At 60.9% G+C, this 1,101-nt stretch carries 3 protein-coding genes; all 3 read right to left on the reverse strand.

The window, feature by feature from the left end:
- Window positions 1-258: arsenic resistance protein (locus tag EP867_RS19700; RefSeq protein ID WP_380050158.1), on the reverse strand; the 258-nt coding region annotated here is incomplete at its 3' end.
- Window positions 258-683 carry an arsenate reductase (glutaredoxin) gene (gene arsC, locus EP867_RS19705; protein ID WP_128491101.1) on the reverse strand — a complete coding sequence of 142 codons (426 nt, stop codon included), beginning with the start codon at window positions 681-683 and terminating at the stop codon, window positions 258-260. The genes arsC and EP867_RS19700, both read right to left, overlap by 1 nt.
- A gap of 2 nt (window positions 684-685) precedes the next feature.
- Window positions 686-1,036, reverse strand: a complete 351-nt coding sequence (locus tag EP867_RS19710; protein ID WP_128491102.1) for an ArsR/SmtB family transcription factor — start codon at window positions 1,034-1,036, stop codon at window positions 686-688.
- Window positions 1,037-1,101 lie beyond the last annotated feature (65 nt).

The following is a 1,101-nucleotide window of genomic DNA, read 5'->3' on the forward strand; positions in this document are numbered from 1 at the left end:
CCAGTTTTGCACCAGCGACAGCAGCAGCACACGCTTGTCGGTGAACACCTGTGGCAGCGCCTCATACCGAACCTTTGCCAGTGGCGGATACATCATCAGGATCAGGCCGATCGCGATGGGGATATTGGTAGAGCCGACCGACATCGCGTTCAGCGCCTCTGGCAGTCCGGTGAACAGGGTGCCCAGAAGGATGCCGAGCGCCATGGCGGCGAAGATCCACAGCGTCAGATAGCGATCAAGAAAAGACAGGCGCTGCATCATGCGCTCCGCACGGGATTGCCGTCTTCGTCCACAACCCGCTCGCCGTCTTCCTTGCTGAATGCGCCCTGTTGGGGGGGCAGCAGATCCAGCACGGCCTCGGACGGACGGCAGAGCCGCACCCCTTTGTGGCTTACGACAATGGGGCGGTTGATCAGGATGGGATGCGCCATCATCGCGTCGATCAGGGCCTCATCAGACAGCGCAGGGTCATCAAGGCCAAGCTCGGCATAAGGCGTGCCCTTTTCGCGCAACAGCGCGCGGGGTGCGATCCCCATTCGTGCGATCAGCTGGCTGAGCAGCGCACGCGAGGGCGGCGTGTTCAGATATTCGATCACATGCGGCTCAACGCCCGCGTTGCGGATCATCGCCAGGGTGTTGCGCGAGGTGCCGCAAGCGGGGTTGTGGTAGATTACGATATCCATGGTCATGCCTTTTCAGTGGGGTCGCAGGCGCAATCCAATGCCGCAACGACAGGTGCGCAAATCTCGGGGTGACCTTGGCAGCAGTCGCGCATTAAGAACCTGATCAGCCCGGAAAAGGCCGGATAGATTGCGGTATAGATGATGAAACGCCCATCACGGCGCGACGCGATCAGCCCCGCGTGCTCCAGATGTGTCAGGTGGAAGGAGAGCCGCGAGGTGCTCGCCCCGATGGCCTCGCCGATGGCACCTGCCGCCATTCCCTCTGGACCCGCCTGGATCAGCAGGCGGACGATGCGGAGACGCGTTTCCTGGGACAGCGCAGCAAAGGCTGCAAGCGCGCGTTCTTCTTCCATCGAATCAACCTCTCAACTAATATTGATATATTGACGGAATTGGGGTTATGTGCAAGACGTGCCGC

It is taken from the genome of Falsigemmobacter intermedius, from assembly GCF_004054105.1.
Lineage (GTDB): Bacteria > Pseudomonadota > Alphaproteobacteria > Rhodobacterales > Rhodobacteraceae > Wagnerdoeblera > Wagnerdoeblera intermedia.

Bases quoted from the DNA above. Each gene is read 5' to 3' on its own strand.
- arsC (WP_128491101.1), bottom strand. From the start codon at position 683: ATGGATATCGTAATCTACCACAACCCCGCTTGCGGCACCTCGCGCAAC.
- EP867_RS19710 (WP_128491102.1), bottom strand. From the start codon at position 1,036: ATGGAAGAAGAACGCGCGCTTGCAGCCTTTGCTGCGCTGTCCCAGGAA.